Annotated in this window: 11 protein-coding genes; 5 read left to right on the top strand and 6 right to left on the bottom strand. The window is 61.9% G+C overall.

The genetic code is table 11. The features are described 5' to 3' along the window. The first annotated feature begins 87 nt into the window (after positions 1–87). The 4 genes from AC07PQ_RS03820 to AC07PQ_RS03805 all read left to right on the top strand — a co-directional run bounded on the left by AC07PQ_RS03820 (position 88) and on the right by AC07PQ_RS03805 (position 6,773). A complete protein-coding gene (locus tag AC07PQ_RS03820) occupies positions 88–1,962 on the top strand; it encodes a DUF1302 domain-containing protein (RefSeq protein ID WP_007929276.1) in 1,875 nt (624 codons plus the stop codon). Between the two features lie 13 nt (positions 1,963–1,975). Then, entirely contained in the window at positions 1,976–3,334 is a 1,359-nt protein-coding gene (locus AC07PQ_RS03815; RefSeq protein ID WP_007929278.1) for a DUF1329 domain-containing protein, read from the top strand. Between the two features lie 69 nt (positions 3,335–3,403). Beyond that, positions 3,404–4,360 (top strand): WD40/YVTN/BNR-like repeat-containing protein, encoded by a 957-nt coding sequence (locus tag AC07PQ_RS03810; protein WP_007929280.1) that lies wholly within the window; start codon positions 3,404–3,406, stop codon positions 4,358–4,360. A 7-nt stretch (positions 4,361–4,367) separates the two neighbouring features. Beyond that, complete coding sequence (locus AC07PQ_RS03805) at positions 4,368–6,773, top strand: MMPL family transporter (protein ID WP_007929282.1); 2,406 nt, start codon at positions 4,368–4,370, stop codon at positions 6,771–6,773. A gap of 127 nt (positions 6,774–6,900) precedes the next feature. Here AC07PQ_RS03805 and AC07PQ_RS03800 read toward each other — a convergent pair whose 3' ends face one another. Genes AC07PQ_RS03800 through AC07PQ_RS03780 form a run of 5 tightly spaced genes read right to left on the bottom strand, consistent with a single transcriptional unit; the run spans position 6,901 to position 15,233 of the window. Further along, on the bottom strand, positions 6,901–8,307 hold the full coding sequence (locus AC07PQ_RS03800; RefSeq protein ID WP_493184402.1) for an ATP-binding protein: 1,407 nt from the start codon (positions 8,305–8,307) through the stop codon (positions 6,901–6,903). Continuing rightward, positions 8,304–10,115: a DAHL domain-containing sensor histidine kinase gene (locus AC07PQ_RS03795; protein WP_007929284.1), complete on the bottom strand. Its 1,812-nt coding sequence runs from the start codon at positions 10,113–10,115 to the stop codon at positions 8,304–8,306. The genes AC07PQ_RS03800 and AC07PQ_RS03795 overlap by 4 nt, the downstream gene beginning before the upstream one ends. After that, a complete protein-coding gene (locus AC07PQ_RS03790; RefSeq protein ID WP_007929285.1) occupies positions 10,112–11,065 on the bottom strand; it encodes a cytochrome-c peroxidase in 954 nt (317 codons plus the stop codon). Before AC07PQ_RS03790 ends, AC07PQ_RS03795 begins: the two co-directional genes overlap by 4 nt. A gap of 26 nt (positions 11,066–11,091) precedes the next feature. Further along, the gene (locus AC07PQ_RS03785; protein WP_007929286.1) at positions 11,092–12,960 is read right to left on the bottom strand and encodes a putative bifunctional diguanylate cyclase/phosphodiesterase; all 1,869 of its coding nucleotides are present in this window, start codon (positions 12,958–12,960) and stop codon (positions 11,092–11,094) included. Further along, a complete protein-coding gene (locus AC07PQ_RS03780) occupies positions 12,957–15,233 on the bottom strand; it encodes a GGDEF/EAL domain-containing response regulator (RefSeq protein ID WP_037035443.1) in 2,277 nt (758 codons plus the stop codon). Before AC07PQ_RS03780 ends, AC07PQ_RS03785 begins: the two co-directional genes overlap by 4 nt. A gap of 213 nt (positions 15,234–15,446) precedes the next feature. Here AC07PQ_RS03780 and nosR point away from each other — a divergent pair, with 213 nt between their 5' ends. Continuing rightward, on the top strand, positions 15,447–16,805 hold the full coding sequence (nosR, locus tag AC07PQ_RS03775) for a response regulator c-di-GMP phosphodiesterase, NosR family (protein WP_493184403.1): 1,359 nt from the start codon (positions 15,447–15,449) through the stop codon (positions 16,803–16,805). Positions 16,806–16,817: 12 nt separating this feature from the next. On the opposite strand, the gene AC07PQ_RS03770 is transcribed toward nosR, so the two are convergent. Beyond that, positions 16,818–17,531 (bottom strand): murein L,D-transpeptidase catalytic domain family protein, encoded by a 714-nt coding sequence (locus AC07PQ_RS03770; protein WP_007929291.1) that lies wholly within the window; start codon positions 17,529–17,531, stop codon positions 16,818–16,820. Between the last annotated feature and the right edge of the window lie 79 nt (positions 17,532–17,610).

Here is a 17,610-nt window from a genome sequence, read left to right as displayed (position 1 = left end):
TGAAGAGGGAGATTTTTCTAGGGATTCCAAGACGCCAGGAGTTGGTGGGTTTACCCATAGAGTCGGGATTATTCAGGAATGTGAGCAATGATAAGAATAAATACGCCACAAACAGACGTTATCCGGCACACGCTTGGTCAGGCGGTCGTGCTGGGGATTCTTGGCACGGGTGCCGGTCAGGCGCAGGCCTTCAATTTTGATACCGATAGCGGCTGGTCGGGGAGTCTCGATACCACGCTTTCAATCGGGAGCAGTTGGCGGGCCGAAGGGCGCGACAACGGGTTGTACAGCCAGCTCGACGGTCAGGTGATCGGCAAGACCGACGGTCTTGGCGGCTCCAATACGGACGGCGGCAACCTCAATTACGATCGGGGCGATCGTTTCTCCACCATCGGCAAGTTCCTCACTGAACTGAGCATGCACAACGGCGACCTGGGCGGCATGGTTCGCGTCAAGGGTTGGTATGACCAGGCCCTGGAAGACGAAGACGTGCATTTCGGCAACCAGGCCAACGGCTACCAGAAGAAGCCACTGTCCGACGACGGTTTCGAGGACCTGCAGAAGAACAAGGGCATCTACTTGCTCGACGCCTATGTCTACGACACCTATTACGTGGACGAGCGGCCGTTGCAGCTGCGCCTGGGACGTCAGGTGCTGAACTGGGGCGAGAGCGTTTTCGTCCAGGGCCTGAACCAGATCAACCCGATCGACGTGCCTTCGCTGCGCCGCCCAGGCACCGAGGTCAAGGAAGCGTTATTGCCGGTGGGGATGATCTCCGGCAGCTTCGGCATCAGCGACGGGCTGTCGCTGGAGGCCTTCTATCAGTTCAAGTGGGAGCCCACGGTCGTCGAGGGTTGCGGCAATTACTGGTCGACCACCGAAACCATCATTTCGACCCATCCGGGCGGTTGCACCATGGCGACCTCGCTGCCCAGCGTCAACAACCCGACCGGTTTCACCAATGGCCTGAATGTTCCACTGAGCAGCGGCAAGGATGCCCGGGATTCGGGGCAATGGGGCGTGGCCCTGCACTATCTGGTCGAGTCGATCGATACCGAGATCGGCGCCTATGCGATGACGATCCACTCGCGCACACCGATCATTTCCGCCCAGAGCGGCGACTGGGGGCGGATCCCCGCAGGGGCACGGCCACCCTTCCTGAACCCGGTGGAAGTCCATGAAAACCTGCCGCTCGGCGCGACCTCGACCACGGCCTTCTGGGAGTACCCGGAGGACATCCACCTGTACGGCCTCAGCGCGGCCACCACCCTGGCCAGTTGGTCGGTCGGGGCGGAGCTGAGCTACTCGCCCAATACACCAGTGCAGCGCAACGGTAACGACTTGCTCAGCGCTGCTGTCCAGGGGGTGGGGCCGCAAGGCGAGCAGGCGCGTGCGGCGGGCCCGGATGCCTATATCCGCGGTTATGACCGTTTCGAGAAAACCCAGCTGCAGATCAACGGCGTCAACCTGTTCCCCAACGTGCTGGGCGCCTCGAACCTGCAGGTGGTGGCCGAGGTCGCCTTCCAGTGGAACGACATCCCTCAGGGTGACGACGACATCCGCTATGGCCGCGGCTTCATCTTCGGACCGGGCTCGTCGGCCAGCTATGGCGGCAACCTCTGCGGTACGCCGGTCAACCGGCAACCCGACGGCTGCAAGGACGACGGTTACATCACCGATTTCGCCTGGGGCTACCGTGTGCGCGGGCAATTGGAATACCCGGACCTGCTGGGCGTTGGGGTCAGTACCTATCCGAGTCTGTTCCTGGGGCAGGACGTGGAAGGGGTTTCGATGGACGGCCAGTTCAACGAAGGCCGCTTTACCGTTGGCGCCGGGGTGCGTTTCGACTACCTGAAGGCCCACAGCCTGGAGTTCAACTATGTGACGTTCAACAACGACGCCAAGTATGACCCATTGCGCGATCGGGACTACTACTCGATGAATTACAGCTACAAGTTCTGATGAGGAACAAGGCATGAAAACAATAAAGACTTGCCGCATTCCGCGGACCCTGGCGATTGCCGTCGCGCTGCTGGTCGGGGGCAACGATGCCTTCGCCAAATTGACCGAAGCCGAGGCGGCCCGCCTTGGCAACGACCTGACCCCGGTGGGGGCCGAGAAGGCCGGTAATGCCGATGGCAGCATTCCGGCCTGGCAGGGCGGCCTGACGTCGCCTCCCGCGGGCTGGAAGCCGGAGCAGGGGTATATCGATCCGTTTGCGCAGGACAAGCCGCAGTTTACGATCACCGCGGCCAATGCCGACCAGTACAAGGACAAGCTGACGCCTGGCACCCTGGCATTGCTGAAGAAGTACGACAACTTCAAGATGCCGATCTACCAGACCCGACGTACCGCGGCATTGCCTGCCGAAGTCACGGCCAAAGCCAAGGCGCAGTCCACCCAGGTCGAGTTGCAGGGCTTCGGCCTGAGCAACCTCAATGGCTCGAACATTCCCTTCCCGATTCCGAAGAATGGCCAGGAGGCGATCTGGAACCATCTGGTGCGCTACCTGGGCGGCGGCTTCGATCGTACCTATCACTGGTTCCCGGTGCGCAGCGGCGGCGAGTTCTACAAGGTGGGTTTCCGCGAGAATCGGGTGTTCGACCAGAACATGGACCGCAGCGTGGACAACCATCTGTTCTCCTTCCTGGGCTACTTCCTGGAACCGGCCACGTTGCAAGGTACGGTGTACCTGGTGCGCGAGCCGGTAGACCAGGTCAAGGAGGCGCGTTCGGCATGGATCTACAACGCCGGCGCACGCCGTGTGCGCCGCGCCCCGGACCTGGCCTACGACAACATCAGCGACGGCACCGAGAGCATGCGGGTGACCGATCAGTACGACGGCTATAACGGCGCCCCCGACCGCTATGACTGGAAGCTGATCGGCAAGCGGGAAATCTATGTTCCGTACAACAATTACAAGTTGTCCGACAAGTCGCTGAAGTACGAAAACATCCTGCAAAAAGGCACCGTCAACGCTGACCTGATGCGCTATGAACTGCACCGTACCTGGGTTGTGGAAGGCACCCTCAAGGCCGGGCAGAAGCATATCTACGGCAAGCGCGTGATGTACCTCGACGAGGACAGCTGGACCTTGCTGATCGAAGACGCCTATGACACCCGTGGCCAGCTGTGGCGTATCGGTGTGCATCCGCTGATCCAGTTCTACGACGTCGGCGTGCCTTGGTACCGCGCCAATATCTGGCACGACCTGAGCAACGGCAACTACATGGCGTCGGGTCTGGACAACGAGGTCAAGCAGCCCTGGAAGTTCGGCATCAAGGGACGCCAGGCTGAGTTCCAACCCGATGCCCTGCGTCGCGCTGGCCACTGAGCCCTCATGCAGCCTCAAGGCGACCCGGTAGCGGGTCGTCTATTCCCAATAATAAGAGAGGAGCGGCCAATGGCTATTTTTGCAAAGCCCATTCGCGGGTTGCTGTGGGCAGTCTTTATCGCTGCATCCGCCGTACGTGCCGAGACGCCTGGCTTGCCCCAGGCATCGATCGATCCGGGGCGGATCATCCTGCTGGATATCCAGCGCGTCGGCAGCCAGTTGTTCAGCGCGGGCGAGCGCGGATGGATCCTGCGCTCGACGGACGACGGTGGGCATTGGCAGGCCATTCGCACCCCGGCCGATCGTACGCTGACAGGGCTGGCTTTCGCCGACGAGCGCCTGGGCATTGCCGTCGGGCATGGCGCGACGCTGCTGCGTACCACCGACGGCGGCCAGCAATGGACGGCGATCCCGGTGGAGGATATTGGTCATGATTCGCTGCTCGGCGTGACCCACCTGGGCGGCCAGCATTTCGTCGCCTATGGCGCATTCGGCCACTACCTGGAGTCCTTGGACGGCGGCTCGAGCTGGAGCAGGAAAACGGTACTGAACGAGGACTTCGATCGGCACATTGCCAAGGTACTCAAGGCGGGGCCCGACCTGTTCCTGTTCGGCGAGTCCGGCACCCTGTTGCGTTCGCGTGACCTGGGGCAGAACTGGGAAGCCTTGCAATCGCCCTACGAGGGCTCTTTTTTCGGCGGGCTGCAGACTCCCAGCGGGGCGCTGCTGGCCTTCGGCATGCGCGGCAACCTGTATCGCTCGAGCGATCAGGGGCAAAGCTGGCAGTTGATCCCCCTGTCGGTCAAGGTCGCCGTCCAAGGCGGCCAGGTCTTGTCCGACGGGCGTATTGCCCTGGTCGGCAATGCCGGGTTGCTGGCGCTCAGCCAGGACGATGGCCGCAGTTTTTCCCTGAGCAAAGCCGCTCATGGCGGGCTCTCCCAGATCGTTGCGGTGGCCGACGGCGCTCTGGCCGTGGGCGAGACCGGCGTCCAGCACCTGAGCTTGACGAAAGTGACAGCCAATTGAGGTTTCTATGAGCAAATACCACGACAGCCGGGGGCTCGAACCTGTGGCCAACGATCAGGTGCTCGACCGCCACAACTTTTCCCAGGGTCTGGTCGGTCGGGTGTCCTACTGGATTTTTCACGTGCGTCGGCCGCTGCTGATTTTTTTCATCCTGCTGACGCTTTTGTTTGGCCTTACCGCCACACAGCTGCGGGTGGAGTCGGGCTTTTCCAAGATGATCCCGCTGCAGCATGAATACATGCAGTCCTTCTTCAAGTACCAGACGGATTTCGGCGGCGCCAACAAAGTGCTGCTGGCGTTGAAGAACGAAAAGGGCGAGATCTTCGACCCGAGGTTCATGGACAGCCTGCGCCAGGTCACCGAAGAAGTGTTCTACATCAAGGGCGTCGAGCGCAGCTCGGTCACTTCGCTGTTTACCGCCAACGTACGTTACAACGAGGTGGTGGAGGACGGCTTTCGGGGCGGCAATATTGTCGCCGCCGACTTCACTGGCACCCCCGAGCAACTCCAGGCCGTGCGTGACAATGTGCTTAAGTCGGACTGGGTCGGGCGTATCGTCGCCAATGACTTGAGCGCGGCGATGGTGGTGGCGAACCTGCAGGAGGTGGACCCAGACACCGGTGCACGCCTCGACCTGCAGGGTGTGAGCAGGGCGCTCGAAGCGATCCGCGCCAAGCACGAGAAAGAGGGCATCAGCGTGCATATCATTGGTTTCGCCAAGTCGACCGGGGATATCGCTGACGGTGCCGCGGGGGTGTTGCTGTTCTTCGCCGTGGCCTTCGTGATCACCGCGCTGCTGCTCTACTGGTATTGCGGGTCGCGCATGCTGACGTGCTGGGCGTTGATATGCGCCATGGTGCCGGTGGTCTGGCTGCTGGGGCTGCTGCCGCTGCTGGGCCTGGCGCTCGATCCGATGTCGATTCTGGTGCCGTTCCTGATTTTCTCCATCGGCGTCTCCCATGCGGTGCAGATGACCAATGCCTGGAAACTGGAAACCCTGCGTGGCCACGACAGCATTACCGCCTCGCGCAACTGTTTCCAGAAGCTCTTCATCCCGGGGGCCATGGCGCTGCTGGCCAATGCCCTGGGTTTTCTGGTGATTGCGTTCGTGCAGATCGAGATGGTCCGCGAGCTGGCGATCACCGCCACCCTGGGGGTCAGCCTGATGATCCTCACCAACAAACTGCTGCTGCCGATCCTGCTGTCTTACATGGGGTTCTCGGCCAAGGAAGCCGAACGTTTGCGGGGTAAGGAAACCGCCGGCAACCGGCTGTGGGAGCGAATTGGCGTACTGGCCACCCGCAAAGGCAGCATACCGGTCATCCTGATCGCGCTGGCGTTGCTCGGCGTCGGCCTCTGGCAGGCCGGCAAGTTGAAGGTTGGCGATACCGGGCAGGGCGTTCCGGAGCTGCGCGCCGACTCGCGTTACAACCAGGACGTGGCCATGATCACCCGCAGTTTCGCCATCGGTGTCGATCTGTTGCAGGTGGTGGTAGAAGCCAGCGGCAACGAGTCGCCCTGTGTCGACCGGCATATTCTGGGCAAGGTCGAAGAGTTCGAGTTCGACATGAAACAGACCCCGGGTATCGGTACGGTGCGTGGGCTGGCCGGTTATGTCGGGCAGATCACCCAGGGTTATGCCGAAACCTTCATCAAGTGGCGGACCATTCCCGAGGAGCGCGCGCAAATCGCCCAGGGCGTGGGGTTCGCCACGCGTCTTGGCAACGAATTGATGAACTCCACCTGCACCGCCATGCCGATCTCGCTATACACCGAGGATCACCAGGCTTCGACCATCGACCGCATCATCGAGCGGATCAAGGCGTTCAAGGCCACCCACGACGGCAGTGAGCTGCGCTTTCAATTGGCCAGCGGCAATGTCGGGGTCATGGCCGCGACTAACGAGGCGGTCGCGGCGGCGGACAAATGGGTCAACCTCGCGCTGTTCGGTTCGGTGACCTTGCTCTGCCTGCTGAGTTTTCGTTCGCTGCGCATCACCCTGTGCATCATCCTGCCGCTGGCGCTGGTCACGGTGCTGTGCAACGGCCTGATGGCGTTGCTGGGCATCGGCCTCAAAGTCAACACCTTGCCTGTGGTGGCGCTGGGGGTGGGGGTCGGCGTGGATTACGGCATTTACTTGTTCGAGCGGATCAAGCACGAGATGCACTCACGTCATCTGGACCTGCGCTCAGCGTTTGTCGAAGCGCTCAAGCAGCGAGGGACGGCTTCGCTGTTCACCGCAGTGACCATGACGGTGTCCGTGTCCACCTGGGTGTTTTCCATCCTCAAGTTCCAGGCCGACATGGGGGTGCTGCTGGCGTTCATGTTCCTGGTCAATGTCTGGGGCGCCATCCTGCTGTTACCGGCCCTGGCGGCCTGGCTGGTGCGGCCGGTGCCCGCCGTCAGGCAATAGGCGGGCATGCCGCAATCACCGCTGGATGAACCTCTTGGCGGCCTTCGGGCCGCCTTTTTTGTTCTGGCTCGCTTCGGCCGAAATGGCCTCGCTGGGGGGACAGGCACTGGGCAAGAGATGCCGCAACTCAACTGGCCTTTCTGTTCTGACGCACCGGAAGCTCGACGCGGAAGGTGGTGCCGACACCGACCTCGCTGCGCACCGAGATGTCGCCGCGGTGTTTCTTGACGATGCCGTAGGACAGCGACAGCCCCAGCCCCGTGCCCTGGCCCACGGGTTTGGTGGTGAAAAACGGGTCGAAGATTTTCTGCAGGCTGTCCGGCGGGATGCCCGAGCCATTGTCGGCCACTTCGATCCACACGTTCTCGCCCTCGACGCCGTTGCGCAGGGTGATGGTGCCCCGTTCGCTGCCCATGGCCTGGGCGGCGTTGACGATCAGGTTCATCACCACCTGGTTGATCTGCGAAGGCAGGCACTCGACCTCCGGCAGCTCGGCGTACTCCTTGATCACGTCGGCCTTGTACTTGATCTCGGCGGCGACGATGTTCAGGGTCGAGTCGATGCCCTGTTGCAGGTTCGCCCATTGCCATTCCTGGGTCGAATCGACCCGGGAAAAGTCCTTGAGGTCCTTGACGATCTGGCTGACCCGGCCGATGCCGTCCTTGGACTCCTTGATCAGCAGCGGAATGTCCTCGAGGAGGAAATCCAGCTCGATATCCGTGCGCAACTGTTTCAGCCGATCGCGCAGCTCGCTGGCGCCGATCCCGGTTTCGGCATTGCCGTAAGCCTCGAGCATCTCCTGCAGGCGCTTGAAGTAGTTGTCCAGGGCGCCGAGGTTGGAGGAAATGAAGCCGACCGGGTTGTTGATCTCATGGGCTACCCCGGCGGCCAGCTGGCCCAGGGAGGCGAGCTTTTCCGATTGCACCAGTTGGCTTTCCAGCAGCTTGCGCTCGTCGATTTCCCGTCGCAGCGCGGCGCTGGCCTGCTTGAACGCCAGGGTACGTTGCTCCACCCGTTCTTCCAGCTCGCTCATCTGCAGCTGCGCGCGCATGGTCATTTCCCATTTGGTGGTGAGGGTGTTGGCCATCTGCTGGACTTCGATATTGTCGAAGGGCTTTTTCAGGATCAGCAGCCGGTCGTGGCCGTTCAGGCGATCGAGCAACTCGTCCCAGGAATAGTCGGAGTAGGCGGTGCACACCACCACTTGCAGCAGTGGGTCGTGCTTCCACAACTCTTCGATGGTTTGCGCGCCGTCCCAGCCATCGGGCATGCGCATGTCGACGAAGGCCAGGGCATAGGGTTGGCCCTTGCCCGCCGCTTCCAGCAGTTTGCCCAGGCCTTCCTGGCCACCGTAGGCCGAATCCAGTTCGAACACTGTGGCGGCGGTTTTTGGCGCGCTGCCGAACAGCGCGCTTTCCATCGCATCGAGGTCGGCGCTGTCGCCGGTCTTGGGCGTAAGGATCTTGCGGAAGTCGTCGTGGATCGCCGGGGTGTCGTCAATCAGCAGGATGCGCCGGTTTATCGGGTTGTTCATGCCTCAACCTCGGCGGTGATCAGGGGGATCTGCAGGACGAACAGCGCGCCTTTGCCCGGGCCGTCGCTGTGGGCAGTCAGGTGGCCATTCATCTCGATGGCCGCCAGGGCGCAACTGTGCAGGCCGAACCCATGGCCTTCCTTGCGGGTGGTGAAGCCGTGGGCAAAGATGCGGGTCATGTTTTCCGGAGCGATGCCTTCGCCTTCGTCGCGCACGCTGATCTGCAAGGTCTCGCCGTCGACCACCGCTGCCGCCAGGGTCATGTTACGCGTCTGGTTGGACAGGTCGGACATGGCGTACTTGGCGTTGCTGATCAGGTTGATCAGGATCAGCAGCAGGCGGTGCTTGTCGCCCATGATCAGTGGTACGTCGGCGTATTCCTTGCGCACGGTCACATGATGGCGGGTGAGGGCGCCGGAGTTCATGCGCAGCGCGTCTTCGAGCAGTTCGCTGACCGACAGCGGTTCCAGCAGGCTGCTGGCACCCGCATAGGATTGCTGGGTAGCGACGATGTCCTTGATGTGATCGACGCTTTTGCTCAGTTGGCTCAGCTCCTCGGTCATGCCTTGCTGTTCCAGGTCGATGGCCTCGACCAGCTGGTTCAGGTAGCCGGGTAGCAATTTGCCCTTTTCGTCCTCGGTGAGATAGCTGCCCAGGTCCTGCTTGTGTTGGTTGATCAACTGCATCGCCTTGCCCAGCCCCTGGGCCTTGCTGTTGCGCAGCTTGCGGCTGACCAGGTCGGCGGAGATGTTCACGCTGTTGAGCACGTTACCGACGTTGTGCAGGACATTGGTGGCGATTTCCGCCATGCCGGCCTGGCGGGCGGTGTCGAGCAGTTCGCTCTGGGTGTCCTTGAGCTGGCGCGTGCGCTCTTCGACCCGTTGTTCGAGTTCGTCGTTGGCGGCCACCAGGGCGCGGTTCATCTGGTTGATCTCGGCAAAACTGCGGATCAGGCGAATGCCCAGCCAGATCAACAGCAGTACCAGCAGCGCGGAAAACAGCAGCAGGTAGAAATGGTATCGCTGGTCGACGGCCTCGGCCTGTTGCTGGTCGCGGTTGAGCAGGACGGTGATGTCGTCCAGGCGCTCGTCGACCGGCACCACTTCGATTTCCTCCAGCAGGCGGTTGACCTTGGGTTGCTCGCGCAGGATCAGCTCGACGTGGTTGCTGAGGGTATCGATCAGGCCATGGAAGTCCGTGGGCAAGCGCTCCTTGTTGACCGTCAGCTTGTTCAGGCCTACCAGGATGTCCGCGGCCCTGTCGTCGGAGGTGACCTGGGCGAACTCCAGGCTGCTGAGCAACAGGTCGTAGGTATCGGTGGCGATGTTCTGCAGTTGCAGTTTGTCCGCGTCGTGCAGTTGGGCGAGCTCCTGCTGGATATCGTCCTCGGCGGTCGGCAGAAAGGCCAGGGAGTTGCGCAGCACAGAGTTGTGCGACTTGAACTGTTCCACCAGCCGGGTCTTTTCCTTTATCGCGTTCAGGTAGCCGTCATGGGCATTGCGCCACAGCGGCGAATCGTTGCGCTGGTTCTGCGCCTCCATCGAGTCGAATTTCTGCCACAGGCGCATCATCTCGCCCAGGGGTGAAACCAGCGGATCGTAGTTATGGGTGATGGCCACCCTGGCCTTGAGTATTTCGTTTTCCCACAGCGAGTCCTGCTGCTTGATCTGGCGGATCAGGTCGCGCGATTCGGTGTAGGTCACGGTCTGGTCGGACCTGGACTTGAGGTAGAGAAAGAGCAGGATCGAAGCCATCAATACCGCCAGGGCGGCCAGCAACAGGATGCTTACGCGACGGGATACTTTCATAAGGGGTTGCCTTCCCATTCGCCGGTCAGGGTCTTGAGGAATTTGACGATCAGGCGTTTGTCTTCCTCGGACGGCGTACGTCCCAGCTGGTACTTGAACATCACCGCCACGGCGCCTTCGAGGGTGGCTTGCGAACCGTCGTGGAAGTACGGCGCCGTGACCGCGACGTTACGCAGGCTCGGCACCTTGAACACATTGCGGTCGTCTTCTTCGCCCGTGACGTTGAAGCGCCCCAGGTCGGCTTCGGTAGGGTTGCCCCGGGCCGCGAAGTAGTCGCCGAGCACGCCGAACTTCTGGAACATGTTGCCGCCGATATTCACCCCCTGGTGACAGGCGATGCAGCCGTATTCCTGGAAGCGCTGGTAGCCGTACTTTTCCTCGATGTCGAGGATCTCGGTGTTGCCCGCCAGGTATCGGTCGAAGCGCGAGTTGGCGCTGAGCAGGGTGCGTTCGTAATCGGCCAGGGCACCCTGGATGTTGGCCTGGGACACACCACCGGGGTAGGCATCGGCGAAGGCGGTGCGATAGGCCGGGTCGTCGGCGATGCGCTGTACCACGACTTTCCAGTCGCTGCCCATTTCGCTGGGGCTCTGCACCACGATGTGCACCTGGTCTTCCAGGGTTTCGGCCCGACCATCCCAGAACTGGTGGAAGTTCAGGCTGGCGTTGAACACGCTCGGGGTGTTGACCCCCACGGGCTTGCCATCGAAACCCAGGGAGTGCGGAACGGTATCGGCACCGCCTCGATCAAGGCGATGACAACTGGCGCACGACAGGCTGTTGTTCACCGACAGGCGCGGGTCGTTGAACAAGCGTCGTCCCAGTTCGACCCGCTTGCTGTCCAGCGCCGGTGCTGCGGGGAGGGGTTTGAGCGGTCCTTCCAATGGCGCGGCCTCGGCGCCTGGAGCGAGCAGCAGGTTGGCCGAAAGGAGTAATGCAAGTGACGACATGGTCGGTATCCTTACCAGGCACAACTTCATGGATGGGGCAGGTGAGGTCGCTGGGATTCGGTCAGGAAGCGGGCGAACTCCTCGGGTTCCACGGCCTTGCTGAAGTAGAAACCCTGGCCTTCCTCGCAGTGGTGACGCTTGAGAAAGTCCAGTTGTTCGGCGGTCTCCACGCCTTCGGCGATGATGCTCAGGTTGAGGCTTTTACCCAGGTCGATGATGCTGCTGACCAGTTTCGCGTCGTTGCTGTCGGTGCCCAGGTCACGCACGAACGACTGGTCGATCTTCAACACGTCGACCGGGAATTTCTGCAGGTAGCTCAAGCTCGAGTAGCCGGTGCCAAAGTCGTCGATGGCCAGGCGAACCCCCAGCTGCTTGATGGCATGGAGCGTGGCGATGGTGGCGTCGACGTTCTGCATCAGCACGCTTTCGGTGATTTCCAGTTCCAGCAATGTCGGGTCGAGCCCGGTCTCGGCCAGCGTGCGGGTGAGGCGTTCGACATAGTCGTGCTGACGGAAGTCGATGGCCGACACATTCACCGACATGCAGATGGGCGGCAGGCCTTGCGCTTGCCAGGCCTGCGATTGCAGGCAGGCACGGCGCAATACCCATTGGCTGAGGGCGGCGATCAGCCCGCTGTCTTCGGCCACCGGGATGAAGTCCGAGGGGAACACCCAGCCATGGCCGGGCCGGTTCCAGCGAACCAGAGCCTCGGCACCGACCACCGTGCCCCGCGCCAGGTCCAGCTTGGGCTGGTAGTGCAGGACGAACTCCTCACGCTGCAACGCCAGGCGCAGGCCGGTTTCCAGGGTCTGCTGCTGGCGCGCGCGCAGGTTCATGTCTTCGATGAAAAAGCTGAAGTTGTTGGGGCCGCAGTCCTTGACGTTGCGCATGGCCGTCTCGGCGTTCTTGATCAGCGTTACGGCATCGGCGCCGTCGTAGGGATAGATGCTGATGCCCAGACTGGCGGTGACCGTCAGGTCGTGGCCCGCCACGGAATGAGGGGTATTGATGGCGGCCAGGATTTTTTCGGCCACCCCTCGGGTCTGCTGTGGGTGCAGGATGTCGCCGATAATCACCACGAACTCGTCCGAACCGTAGCGAAATACCGAGTCGGTTTCGCGCACCGTGGTCGCCAGGCTGCGGGCGACGAGCTTGAGCATCTCGTCTCCCGCCGGGTGACCGAGTGCGTTGTTGATGCGCTTGAAACGGTCCAGGCCGATGAACATCACCGCCAACTGGCGGTCATGGCGGCGGGACTGGGACAGATGCTGGGTCAGGCGATCACCGAGCAAGGTACTGTTGGGCAGCCCGGTGAGCACATCGTAGTGCAGCAGGTGCGACACGCTCAGCAGTTCCTGGACCCGTTCCTCGATGGTCTGTTCCAGGTTGCGCATCTTGCTCGCCGCGTCCTGCGCCAGTTGCCATTTCCAGGTCAGGGCGCTGGCCATCTGGCGAATTTCGAGGCTGTCGAACGGCTTTTTCAGGATCAGCAGCTGGTCGCCGAACTCGATACGTTCGGCCATGGCTTCCCATGAATAATCGGAGAACGCGGTACATAGGGCGATCTGCAACTGCGGATCGGTTTTCCACAGATGCTCGATGGTCTGCAGGCCATCCCAGCCGGGTGGCATGCGCATGTCGATAAAGGCCAGGGCATACGGCCGGCCTTCGGCCTGGGCGCGCTTGACCAGTTCCACGGCTTCCTCGCCCTGGTAGGCCGAGTCAAGCTCGAAGTGCTGATGGGGTCTGCGGCTGGCGCCCAGCAGCAAGGCTTCGGTGTTGCCCAGAGGCCCTTCGTCTTCGGGGCTGAGAATCTTGCGAAAGTCCTGATGGATCGCCGGTGTGTCGTCGATGATCAGAATTCGCCGATTGGGCACCACGGATAACGGGCTCACCTGAAATTCTCCGACGTCGGATCCGCCGACCTGGTGCTGCCATCCACAGCAGCAGACCTGGCCTTGAGCAGTTCGCCAGCCTGGTCGCTGTCGACCGCCGCACCGAGCGAGTGCCCCAGTGACGTGCCGCTGGATATCAAGGTCGTGCGCTGCTCCTGGGTTTCCACCCCATCAGCGGTGACCCCGATGCCCACCTCGCGGGCGAAGTTGAGGATGGCCCGGAGCGTCATGGCGTTGTCCGGGTCGCTGCTGGCGCTGTCGAGAAAGCGCTGGGCCAGCTTGAGGTGGTTGACCCTGTAGGTCTTGAGGTAGTCGAACGAGGAATACTCGGTGCCGAAATCGTCGATGGCGATCTTCACGCCCAGCTCGCACAGCCTGGGCAGGATGTCGTTGTGGGTCCACTTGGTCTGGGCCAGGGTGCCCTCGGTCACGTCGAATCTCAGGTCCCACGGGCACAGGTCCCAGCGCGCGGTGGTGCGTAATACGTCGTAGATCAGTTCTGGCCCGGTCTTGAGCTGGACCAGGGACAAATGGATCGCAATCAATGGCGGTGCCACGTTCTGGTCGCGCCAGGCGCGCATCTGCCGGCAGGCCTGGTCCAGCAGCCAATGACCGAGGGCGATGACGATGCCGGTCTTCTCGGCCGCGGGCATGAAATCCTCGGCCTCGAGCCAGCCGCGCAGGGGGTGGAGCCAACGAACCTGGGTCGCCATGCCGAGGATCCTGCCGGTACCCAGATCGACTTCCGGCAGGTAATGCAGGTGCAGTTCGTCGCGTTCCAGGGCCAGCTTCAGGTCGTTGGCCAGGGTCACCCGCTCCGTGACCTCCTGATTGATTTCCTCGCTGTGGAAATGGAACTGGTTGCGGCCCTTGTCCTTGGAGCGATACAGCGCCATGTCCGACTGCGCCATCAGGCTGTCGGCACTCAGGGTCTGCGGGCTGTAGAGGCTGATGCCGATGCTCACCGAGATGCGCACCTCGTTGCCTTCCAGGGAGTAGGGGAGCAGCAGGGTGTCGCGGATTTTCGTCGCCAGCGCGGCGCAATGCGTGGCCTCGTCGACGTCCAGTTGCAGGATCGCGAACTCGTCGCCGCCCAGGCGCGCCACCACATCGTTTTCCCGGGTGCAGGCCTTGATGCGCCGGGCCACTTCCTGCAGCAGCAAGTCACCAATGGGGTGGCCGAGGGTGTCGTTGATGCGCTTGAAGTGGTCCAGGTCCAGGTAAAACATCGCGAAGGGCGCGGCTCCCCGTCGGGCCGCGGCGAATGCCTGATGCAGGCGCTCGATCAGGGTGGCGCGGTTGGCCAGCCCGGTCAGGCTGTCGGTGCGGGCCATCAGGGCCATTTTTTCTTCGGCCAGCCTGCGTTCGGTAATGTCGAGGATGATCCCTTCCACCTCGACCAATTGGCCCTGGTCGTTGCGTACCGGAATATAGCGGTTTTCCACCCAGCGAAAGGCACCATCACCGGTGCGCATGCGGAACTCGATGGAGGCTCCCGCCACATCCCGATCGAGGATCCGCAGCATGGCGTTCTTGACCTTGGCCTGGTCGTCGGGGTGGATCAGGGTCTGGGCCCAGTCGGCCGAAGCCACCAGTTGCGCCGCCACATGGCCGAACTTGGTGATGTTGTGGGAGATGTACATCAGCGTGAACGATGGCTCGCCCCGCAGACGATAGAGGATGGTGGGGCTGTTCTGCACGATGATGTTGGCGTCGGCCAACTCGCGGGTGCGCTCCTCGACCGCTTGCTCCAGCTGATCCATTTTCAGCTCGGCGTCTTCGGTCATCTGCCATTTTACGGTCAGGGCGCTGGCCATCTGGCGGATCTCGATGGCGTCGAAGGGCTTTTTCAGGATCAGCAGGCGGTCGCCCAGTTGCAGGCGCTCGGCGATGTCTTCCCAAGAATAGTCGGAGTAGGCGGTGCACAGGGCGATTTGCAGCTTGGGGTCGACCTGCCACAGCCGCTCGATGGTTTCCAGGCCGTCCCAGCCGGGCGGCATGCGCATGTCGATGAACGCCATGGCATAAGGCGCATCGTGATCCAGCGCTGCCTGCACCTTGTCCAGCGCCTCCCGGCCCTGAAACGCCGAGTCGAGGAAAAAATGCTCCAGCGAGGCACTGACGGGCGTACCGAACAGGGCGGCTTCGGCGTCGCTGAGGCTGTCCCCGGGGGCATCCGTGCAGGCGAGGATCTTGTGAAAGTCCTCATGGATCGACGCCGTGTCGTCGACGATCAGAATTCGCCGGTTGGTCCGGTCTGCCGACACCATCATCGGCGTGCTCCAACTCGGTGCGGGCACCTTGTATATAAGCTCATCGGGCTTCCCTTCCTGCTTCCTGAACATGCAATCCATTTTGGCCTTGAGCATAGTCAGGCTCCCCCGTATGCGCTAATCGGGCGGCGTCGAATTCATGCCGAAACACTACAAGTCATCTAGCCTGTCCCAGAAGGCAGGTCTGATCGAAGTCAAAGGGGAGGGGGAACCATGGAAGAACATACAGCGGGCGCAGCCCAGGACAGACCGACGGTACTGCTGGTCGACGATGAGGAATCGATTCTCAATAGCCTTCGTCGGCTGTTACGCAGCCAGCCTTACGACATCCTGTTGGCCGACAGCGGTGCCAAGGCCCTGGAGATCCTCGAACAGCGGCCGGTCGACGTGGTCATGAGTGACGCCCGCATGCCGAGCATGGACGGCGCGACCTTGCTGGCCCATATCCATCAGCGTTATCCATCGACGCTGCGCATCCTGCTCACTGGTTATGCCGACATGGCCTTGATCGCCAAGGCCATTAATGAAGGGCAGATCCATCGGTATATCAGCAAGCCCTGGAACGACGAGGACATGCTGGTGACGCTGCGCCAGGCCCTGGCCCATCACAATTCCGAAAGCGAGCGCCAGCGTCTGGAAGCCCTGACCCGGCAACAGAACGAGCAATTGAAAACCCTCAACTCGACCCTGGAAAAGCATGTGGCGGCGCGCACCGCCGAACTGCAACAGACCGCCGACATGCTCGATCTGGCGTATGAAGAGCTCAAGCGCAGCTACGTGACCGGTACCGAGGTGTTTTCGCTGCTGGCCAACCTGCGCTTGCCCAAGGCCAAGCAGACCAACCGGCAGATCATTGAGCTGATTCGTGTCTATTGCATCACCCATGGCCTGGACGAAGCCGACAGCCGCAACATGGCCATGGCCGCCGCGCTGTACAACATCGGCAAGCTGAGCTGGACCGACAGCATGATGACCGCGCCCGCGGACCTGCTGCACCACAACGAGCGCGACCTGTACCGGGCTTACCCGAAGCAGAGCGAGTCGCTGCTGATGACCCTGGAGCCGATGAAGGACGCGGCGCGCATCATCCTGCATCACCAGGAACGCTGGGATGGCAGCGGTTTTCCCGATCATCTCAAGGGCGAGGCCATTCCGCTGGGCTCGCGCTGGCTCAAGCTGGCCGTGGACTTCATCGAGCTGCAACGCGGGCTGATACTCGAACGGCAGATGAACAGCGATGAGGCGCTGCTGTTCATTCGCAAATACGCCGGCAAACTCTACGACCCCGACCTGGTGGAGGATTTCGTCGGCGTCTGTGCGGCTTATCAGAGCGATGTCACCCTGGCCGATCCGACGGTCAGGGTCCTGACGACGCGCGACCTGGCCCCGGGCATGACCCTGGCGCGCAACCTGAATGCCGACAATGGCATGCTGTTGCTCAATGCCGGCAAAGTGCTGAGCGGCCCGCTGGTGGACAAGCTCATCGCCTTTGAAGCGATGGAGGGAGCGAAATACAGCATCTTCGTCAAAATACCCGAAGAGCCGGAAACGGCGGCCTCGGCCGCCGGTTAAGGAGCGAACGGGTTAACCACCGCTGGCGGCGACAATGCTGGCCACCTGGCGTGGCTGGCAGTTGAGGTAGGGCGAGGATTTCAGCCAACGCTGGTCGGGGTACCAGGAAAACATGAACTGACCGTCCTTGAGGCGGTCGATCACCTGGCGCGCCACCTGCGGACGCACGGCCGGGCAACCCAGGCTGCGGCCGATGCGCCCTTGGCGTCGGCTCCACAGGGGGCTCACATAGTCGGCCGCGTGAATCACGATATCCCGATCGCGGGCGAGGTCATTGAAACCTGGCTCCAGGCCGTCCATGCGCAGCGAATAACCGTGGCTGCCTTCATAACTTTCCTGGGTGCGGAACAGGCCGAGGCTGGACTGGAAACTGCCCATGCGATTGGAAAACTGGGTGGCGAAGTTCTCCCCGGATTTCTGCCCATGGGCGACCAGGTCGCGCAGCACCAGGGTTCTTTTATTCAAGTCGAAGATCCACAGGCGGCGGGCGGTGGAAGGTTGCGAATAGTCGATGACCGCCAGGTGCCGGGCCTGCCTGGCGCCACTGTTGACTGCGCATTGCATGGCGCTCAAGGCACTTTTCAGCACTTGGGGATTGAGTTCTGGAGCGGCGTGGGCGAGGCTGTTGTAAAGCAGCGGAATCGTGTTGTTGGCGGCGAGCGCGGGGCTGCAGATCGCGCCTAGGGTGGTCATTGCCAGACAGAGCCGGCGCAAGAAGGTCAGCATTCTAGAGTGTCCCCACAGTCACTTTGGCTCCTGACGTCCTGTCGCTCTCCTGGCAGTTCTGGTTACAGGTGGTTGGATG

The sequence above is a fragment of the Pseudomonas sp. GW821-FHT09E12 genome, from assembly GCF_059416085.1.
The sequence above is the reverse complement of the archived record's forward strand: the minus strand, read 5'-3'. Positions and strand labels throughout refer to the sequence as shown.

Excerpts from the sequence above, each read along its gene's own strand:
- AC07PQ_RS03820 (WP_007929276.1), top strand. The coding sequence starts at position 88 with ATGATAAGAATAAATACGCCACAAACAGACGTTATCCGGCACACGCTT.
- AC07PQ_RS03815 (WP_007929278.1), top strand. The coding sequence starts at position 1,976 with ATGAAAACAATAAAGACTTGCCGCATTCCGCGGACCCTGGCGATTGCC.
- AC07PQ_RS03810 (WP_007929280.1), top strand. The coding sequence starts at position 3,404 with ATGGCTATTTTTGCAAAGCCCATTCGCGGGTTGCTGTGGGCAGTCTTT.
- AC07PQ_RS03805 (WP_007929282.1), top strand. The coding sequence starts at position 4,368 with ATGAGCAAATACCACGACAGCCGGGGGCTCGAACCTGTGGCCAACGAT.
- AC07PQ_RS03800 (WP_493184402.1), bottom strand. The coding sequence starts at position 8,307 with ATGAACAACCCGATAAACCGGCGCATCCTGCTGATTGACGACACCCCG.
- AC07PQ_RS03795 (WP_007929284.1), bottom strand. The coding sequence starts at position 10,115 with ATGAAAGTATCCCGTCGCGTAAGCATCCTGTTGCTGGCCGCCCTGGCG.
- AC07PQ_RS03790 (WP_007929285.1), bottom strand. The coding sequence starts at position 11,065 with ATGTCGTCACTTGCATTACTCCTTTCGGCCAACCTGCTGCTCGCTCCA.
- AC07PQ_RS03780 (WP_037035443.1), bottom strand. The coding sequence starts at position 15,233 with ATGATGGTGTCGGCAGACCGGACCAACCGGCGAATTCTGATCGTCGAC.
- nosR (WP_493184403.1), top strand. The coding sequence starts at position 15,447 with ATGGAAGAACATACAGCGGGCGCAGCCCAGGACAGACCGACGGTACTG.
- AC07PQ_RS03770 (WP_007929291.1), bottom strand. The coding sequence starts at position 17,531 with ATGCTGACCTTCTTGCGCCGGCTCTGTCTGGCAATGACCACCCTAGGC.